General features: G+C 32.3%; 7 protein-coding genes. All 7 read right to left on the reverse strand.

Annotated elements, in window-relative coordinates:
• Position 1: 1 nt before the first annotated feature.
• A complete protein-coding gene (locus GK51_RS01085) occupies positions 2–889 on the reverse strand; it encodes a glycosyltransferase family 2 protein (protein WP_053069198.1) in 888 nt (295 codons plus the stop codon).
• On the reverse strand, positions 873–1,121 hold the full coding sequence (locus GK51_RS01090) for a hypothetical protein (protein ID WP_048331144.1): 249 nt from the start codon (positions 1,119–1,121) through the stop codon (positions 873–875). Before GK51_RS01090 ends, GK51_RS01085 begins: the two co-directional genes overlap by 17 nt.
• A 4-nt stretch (positions 1,122–1,125) precedes the next feature.
• Entirely contained in the window at positions 1,126–1,752 is a 627-nt protein-coding gene (locus GK51_RS01095) for a sulfotransferase (RefSeq protein ID WP_048331145.1), read from the reverse strand.
• 372 nt (positions 1,753–2,124) lie between these two features.
• On the reverse strand, positions 2,125–2,904 hold the full coding sequence (locus GK51_RS01100) for a D-alanyl-lipoteichoic acid biosynthesis protein DltD (RefSeq protein ID WP_048331147.1): 780 nt from the start codon (positions 2,902–2,904) through the stop codon (positions 2,125–2,127).
• A 239-nt stretch (positions 2,905–3,143) separates the two neighbouring features.
• Positions 3,144–3,752, reverse strand: a complete 609-nt coding sequence (locus GK51_RS01105) for a sulfotransferase (protein ID WP_048331149.1) — start codon at positions 3,750–3,752, stop codon at positions 3,144–3,146.
• Between the two features lie 9 nt (positions 3,753–3,761).
• On the reverse strand, positions 3,762–4,982 hold the full coding sequence (locus GK51_RS01110) for an ABC transporter ATP-binding protein (RefSeq protein WP_048331151.1): 1,221 nt from the start codon (positions 4,980–4,982) through the stop codon (positions 3,762–3,764).
• Positions 4,983–5,219: 237 nt separating this feature from the next.
• Entirely contained in the window at positions 5,220–6,065 is an 846-nt protein-coding gene (locus GK51_RS01115; RefSeq protein ID WP_048331152.1) for an ABC transporter permease, read from the reverse strand.
• Positions 6,066–7,038: the final 973 nt, after the last annotated feature.

Consider the following 7,038-nt stretch of genomic DNA (forward strand, 5'->3'; position numbering starts at 1 on the left):
TTCAATAAGACCACCTTGAAAGTAAAGCCTTATTAAATAAATAATTTTTTTTTTTACTTAAAGACTTCAATCCTGCCAAATACAAGTTGATAGCTATTTTTATTTTAGATTTATGAGCCCCTTTATAATAACTATTAATGTATTGTAAAATCATAATACGATTTAAAATAATTTCACTCCCTTTATGCAATCTAGTTATACCATCAGGGTGTTTTCTATAAGATGCCATCACCTCAGTCATGTATTTTATTTTACTTTCCCCTATAATCAAACCATAAAGAGTTATATCACCACTATAAGCTTCATAAAACCATTTGGGGAAAGAAATCGTTGTATTTCTATACATAACAGATGCTGTAGCCATAAAGGGACCATTAAATACATCTTGTGCAGAGTATACAAACTTATTAACATTCATTTTATTCCATAGAAATTGACTATTAAATCTTATTGAATTGTGGTTCTTTTCATCCTCCCACAAAACTCTAGCTTCATGAAAACAAATTACGTAATCTATATTTGATTCCAAAAAATCAACCTGTTTTTGCAATTTTAAAGGGTCGGTCCAATAATCATCCCCATCTAAAAGCGCAATATATTTACCTTGGCAATTATCAATAATATTGGTAAAATTATGCAGCCTACCCAGCTTTTGCCTGTCCTTCCAATAGGTGCCTCCAACTGGTCTATCCAACACATGAAACCTAATCTGGGCATTGGTGTTTTTAGCAATAACAGCATCAATAATAGCTAACGAATCATCTGTCGAAAAATCATCACCAATAACAACCTCAAATGGAAAATTGGTTTGTTGCATAATGATACTTTCCAAGGCTTGCTGAATATATAAGCCATGGTTATAGCACTGTACCCTAACACTCAACATCATAATCAAAAAGCTTTAATGCGTCTTTTGCGGTTAAATTAAATTGTGCAATCTCTTTTTTGGTCAACTTACGCTTATAAATGCCAATATCTTTGGCGTCTATTGGCTGCAGGGTCTTTTGTTTCCAAGCTACGGTTTCTTTGGGCTCCAATTGCTTTATCTGATTATTCTTATAAAAATCAAACATCTCTGGCTCAAAATCTAATGCTAATGATGCAAGAATTTGAGAAAGCACAAGTTTAGGCGTTTTTTAAAAGAGCTTCATATGTAACTAAAATATAATTGTCTCGGTTTTTATAGAAATTAAAAATATTTACATTATTTACACCCCATTCTTCAGCTATTTCAGTAATATCTGTAGGCAAAATAGGCTTGTATTTATGCGAGCTGTCTATATGTTTTATCTCTCTATATGAGCACGCTGTATCCCGACCATCCCTAACTATATGAATAATAAATTTATCGGGTGCCATCCTGTCTAATTCATCTAGATGTTTAATATAGTAATTATTTTTATCCCCTAAAAGATTAGGTTTTTTATCATGCATAAAAGCATAACTCAAATATACACAAGTTGAAAGGGCATTATAATCCTCTGGTTTATGGTCTTCTATAACGTTTCGAATCAATGAGCTAGGCAACAACCACGTTTCAAACTTTTTACAGTTCTGAAGGTCTTCAATATAGGCATCAATATCCTTAGCGTTCAAATTAGATGGATTCCATGACCCATATTTAGAGGCTAACCAATGGTAAAAACCACATTCAGGCGGTACACAAATCTGGGAATGACTATTAAGTAATAACCTTAAAAGACTTGAGCCTGATCTGGGATTTCCGTAAATAAAAAATTGGTTTTTTATCATAGCGTAATGAAATAGATTTCGATAGTTTTATCAATGTTAATAATAAATTGTTTCATAAAGCATTTAAACAGCTTGTAACATTATAACTTAAACAAGTTGTTTTGCAGCCGCCCAATCCGTTATCTTTATAAATGATCCTTATCACTAAAAAGTGTATTAATAAATCTGTTATGCCAAAAGCTTTAAACATGTTATAAAAGCAAATAGCTATTGGTGGCAGCTATACTATGTCACTTTTTATGTAACTATTAATTTCAGTTTTATTGTTTAAACCAAAACTCCCTTTTTGTTTATCCAAAGTAAGTGTCATAATTATTTTAAAACAGCTTAAAAACGCCTGTATGAAAATGATAATTTTAATCATTCTTCCAGTTAGAGCAATTCAATGAGTTTAATGTTGATTTTTCGAGTTAATAATTCAGCTCCGTAAATATTTAAATGATCTGAGTCTTTAAACATGTAGTTTTCAAATTCTACATCCTCATAATAATTCAAATATTGGATATTTCTTTCTTTTACGATTAATTCAATTGTATTAAATAGTTTTTCTGAATATTTTTTATCAATTAAATTTCTGTAATCTTTATGCATAGGTGGAATCAATATTAAAACTTTAATATTACCCTCTAATGCTTTGTTTATTATCGATTGCAAAGCCCTCCGATTTTCCTGAAAATGCTTAAATCCAAAACTTAAATGTCTATTTGAGGTTTTAATGGCATTTTCTTCGAAATTTTCTAAAGTTATATCCAAAGGATAAGATCCTTTACTTAAACATGTTACTTTAAAATTATTCGGTTGTAAAAAATAGTCTTGTAGTTTTTTAAAATTATCCTTCGGTGATTTATTCAATAATTCAAGATTATCTTTTACTTTAAAATTTAATCTCAAATCAGTATAAATATTATAATATGAAGTTCTCCATTGTTCCTTGCTATCATTCAACCTTAATAGTAATGTAGGTAAACTAACGTTAACTATAACAAATTTTAAATTATTATGTTCAAGGGCTTTTTCAAACCATTTATAATCAATATCAATTGATTGGGATACATTGGCCAAATTAATACAATCAAATTGCAAATTTTCAACAATAACATTTCTATATGCATGGGAATTTCCTAACACAACCCCATCATACTCTCCTTTCATCAGTAGATTTTTATACGTGTAGTTATTAGGAATCAACCTTAGATAATATTCAGAAAAAACTAATATTATTAGAATTGGCGATATAAAAAATATAATATGTTTTGAAAATTTTGTCAATTAATAATTCTTTATACCAGTTAAACGAAATCTATAATCTGTATTAACAAATTTAGACTTAAAAAGACTTGAACTAATTAGATTTATTTTTATGCATATTATAATCACGATTCACTTCTATCTTAAAAAAAAGCACCTAGTTTAATCCACTTCAAGGGATCTTCTAATTTAAGATATACTAACCTAGTCCTATCTGTATATTCAAAAAACTCCAAAATCTCTTTATTCCTTAAATCGTAGATATCTGTATAATGTTTTCTGTGTTCTTCTTTGAGTTCCAATAAATTATCAATAACCTTATAATTCCTATAGTTATCTCTATTGGGAAATCGTTCATAAAACTCTAATCCTCTATTATATAATTTAGAATGCCTAAATGCATTCCCTAATGTTTTACCATTTGAATGGCTCATCATGGAGTCAAACCATTTATCAGAATTTCTTTCAAAAAGTATAAATTTTGAATCTGGAAATCGATGAAAAAGATACTTATAAAAATCCGTCTCCCACCATGGGTTATCTTCATAAACTTGAAATTCTTGAAATTCTTCAGTTCTAAAAATGGCTTCATAATCTCCTAAAAATTTGAACTCTGACCATTTCATGCTTCTTTTATAATTATATCCAGCAACTTTAAATCCATGGTCTTTAAAAAAACCTCCTACAGAAGTTGTTCCGGTTCTTTGAAAAGAAATACAAAATATTTTAGATTTTTTCGTTTTAAATAACATACATTAATTTTATTTTTTTGAATAAGTTGCTTTTAATAAAAAAGGCTGCCAAACCTCTCTATCCTGTAGCATTTGAAATGTTAAAACATTATTTATTCTCAGCAATGGCGTTCCTACTGTATTTGTTGTCAATATATTAATAGAATAAACGCCTTTTGATAATTGTAAGTTAGTATGCGTTACGGTAAAATGTAAGGCATTACTTTTTATGGACAAGTCTGCATCCAAATCATTAGATTCCAATAAGGCAACAGGACGCTGTTCTTTATCGAAAATAATAATATTAAAAACAGGGACTTTAATTACTGTATTTATTCTAAACTTAAAATCCAATGTAAAATCGTCTCCCCAATTAATTTGCGGAATATTTTCATGTATAGAAGCATTTAGCAACTCTATGTTTTCCAAAACCAAACTCCCATCATCAAATACGATATTGCGGTCATTATTAGCAAATCGCGTATAATACAAATCTATTGCTTTACTTACATCATCACCCTGAAATTTTGAATTTCCATGTTCTAACAAAATAACATGACTGCAAATACGTGATACCATAGGCATACTATGGCTCACAAAAATAACAGCCGTCCGTGGTAAAATAGTATCAATGGTTTTAAAACATTTCAGAATAAAACCTAAATCACCAACGGCCAAAACCTCATCAATAATCAACACATCGGGTTCCATTTGGGCAGCAACAGCAAAACCCAAGCGGACTTTCATACCAGAACTATAATGCTGTACGGGCATATCAATAAATTCTTCCAGTTCGGCAAAGGCTATAATATCCTCGAGTTTGCCATCTATTTCCTTCCGCGTAAATCCTAAAATAGCACCATTATTATAAATGTTTTCACGCCCACTTAAAATCGGGTTAAAACCAGCACCAAGCTCTATCAGTGCACCTACACGGCCTTTAATAGTAACCTTGCCAGCATCTGGATTAATAAGGCCATTTAGTATTTTTAGTAAGGTACTTTTTCCTGCACCATTATGGCCAATTAAGCCCAGGCACTCGCCACGTCGCAACTCAAAACTTATATCTTTCACGGCCCAAAACTCCTTAGGGCGCAACAAACGCTCCGTATCAGAACCACGCACACCACTCACCAAATCTTTAACACCATACCAAAGGCTAGTTTTAAGTTCTTTGCAAAACTTTTTGCTCAAACCCTCTACTTTTACAAGTACCTCATTTGCAGCTGTTATTTGAGAATGGTCTGTCATAAATTGGTCTCTTTTCTTTTCTCTCTTATCTATAGTCTTTTCTATAAACTTTTATGCTGTTGTTATGTTCTAAATTCATTCCTATCGAAACCAAAACGTCAACTTCTTGCCCGTCCGTAGCATTTGCAAAGGCGGGCCACTGCGACTGCGACGATAAAATTATCTTAATTCCGCTAACACATCATTATTAATTACTAATTCTTCATTATTAATCATTCATTCTTCATTATTAATCAACTACGCACTCAACCGCTCCACAATAATCGGTATTGAAATTCGGTAAACAATCAACCCTAAAAACAAGAAAGGCACACAAATAGCAACCACTATTAAAAAATATGTGAGATACTCTGGCGTAAACCCAACCACTAAATCACGAGCAGTTAAAACTATAGGTGTAATCGGGTTCCAAGTCATAATGGTTTTCATAATCCCTGTTTCAGGAATAGCATAAACCACAGGAGTCACATACATTAAAAACTGCATCCCAAGCGAAATAATTTTCCCTATATCCTTATACAACAAACCAATAGGAGTTAAAAACAACCCTACAGTAGTACCAAAAAGAATAGCGCCAAAAATAGCTAATGGGAATAACAATAAACTCCAATGAAAACCAACACCATAAACAAAAATAAAGACCACCAATAGAATTACTTTAATACTGCTATCAAACAACAACTTATAAATACCAGAAAGCAATAAAGCTTCTTTAGGAAAATTAATTTTAGTCAGAATCCCCTTCGCAGCCTGCGTACTTTGCATCGGCGAATTAATAGAAGCCACAATTATAGACCAAATAAGCGTACCTGTAAAAGCATAAACCGGATACGGAACACCCGTATCAGAAAGCTGAACCGTTCCACTACTATTCAAGAAAATCCAAACAGCCGCAGTAGCCAAAGGCGCAGCAAAAGCCCAAAAAATACCCAGTAAGGACTGTCTATACATCGCCTTAATATCTCGCTCCGCAAGTTGCCTTGCCAAAAAACGAGACCCAATCAGGTCCTTCAAACTAGCCTTTAATAAAGAACCAACTTTTACAGTACGATTTTTTTGATAGATCCGTGTTTCCAAAGCCATGTATAGTGCTTAAAACAAATAGTTTGAGGTGACTAGTTATATACGGCTAATATAGCAATTCCTAAGGAAAACCAAAATGCAAACTAGAGAATTATTAATCAATTCATATCATTCAAAAAGCCCAATCTCATTAAGACTAACATGTCATTCAGAGCATCCTGTCATTCAGAGCGCGCGCAGCAAAGCGAAGAATCTCAAAGGTTCAGCGCAACTAATCTCTTAACAAATCACTAAATGTCATTCAAAAGCAACATGTCATTCAGAGCTTAGCGATGAAACTGCAGGTTCAGCGCAACTAATCTCAAAGGTCCAACACAGCCTCTAAACCAGAGACACTTCAGTCGCACGGCCTTCTGCATGACAGCAACCTTTTCATTTAGCTTGCACGCTGTCATTCAAAGCATTTCGAATATACTAATAATCGAAGAGACCGAAGATTCAGAGCAGCCAACCCCTTCAATTTCAACAGCAGTTTCAATCCCGCTAGCTATCGAGACAAAGTTCCCCATAGGGGATTTAGGGGTTTTTAATACCATTAATACTCTTAAAAACCTCATCATAATCCAGCCCAGTATGGTTGCAAAACTCATGGATAGTAATCAATTGATGCCGATCCTTTTTATGAAGTAAACGAATATCGCGTAGAAGCTCACGAGCATAACTATTACTACGTCCGGTCAGAAAAATAATGTCTTGAGTGTAAACACATAGTCTATGCATATCAAAAAGTTTTAAGTGAAACTTATGCTATATGCTATAGTAAATTATTTAAGAGGAATTTGTGGCTAAATTAATTAGAAATCAACCACTTACAATATTAAACATTTTTTTACAATCTCCAAATCATAAATAAAAAAAAAAGGAATACAGTATTTAAATTGAAATCGGAACACGAACAATGTCTTCCAATAACCCAACCCAACCACTTTCATAAATAGCAAACCACAAATCAAACTAAACCATCAAATAAAAA

It is taken from the genome of Bizionia psychrotolerans, assembly GCF_001039595.1.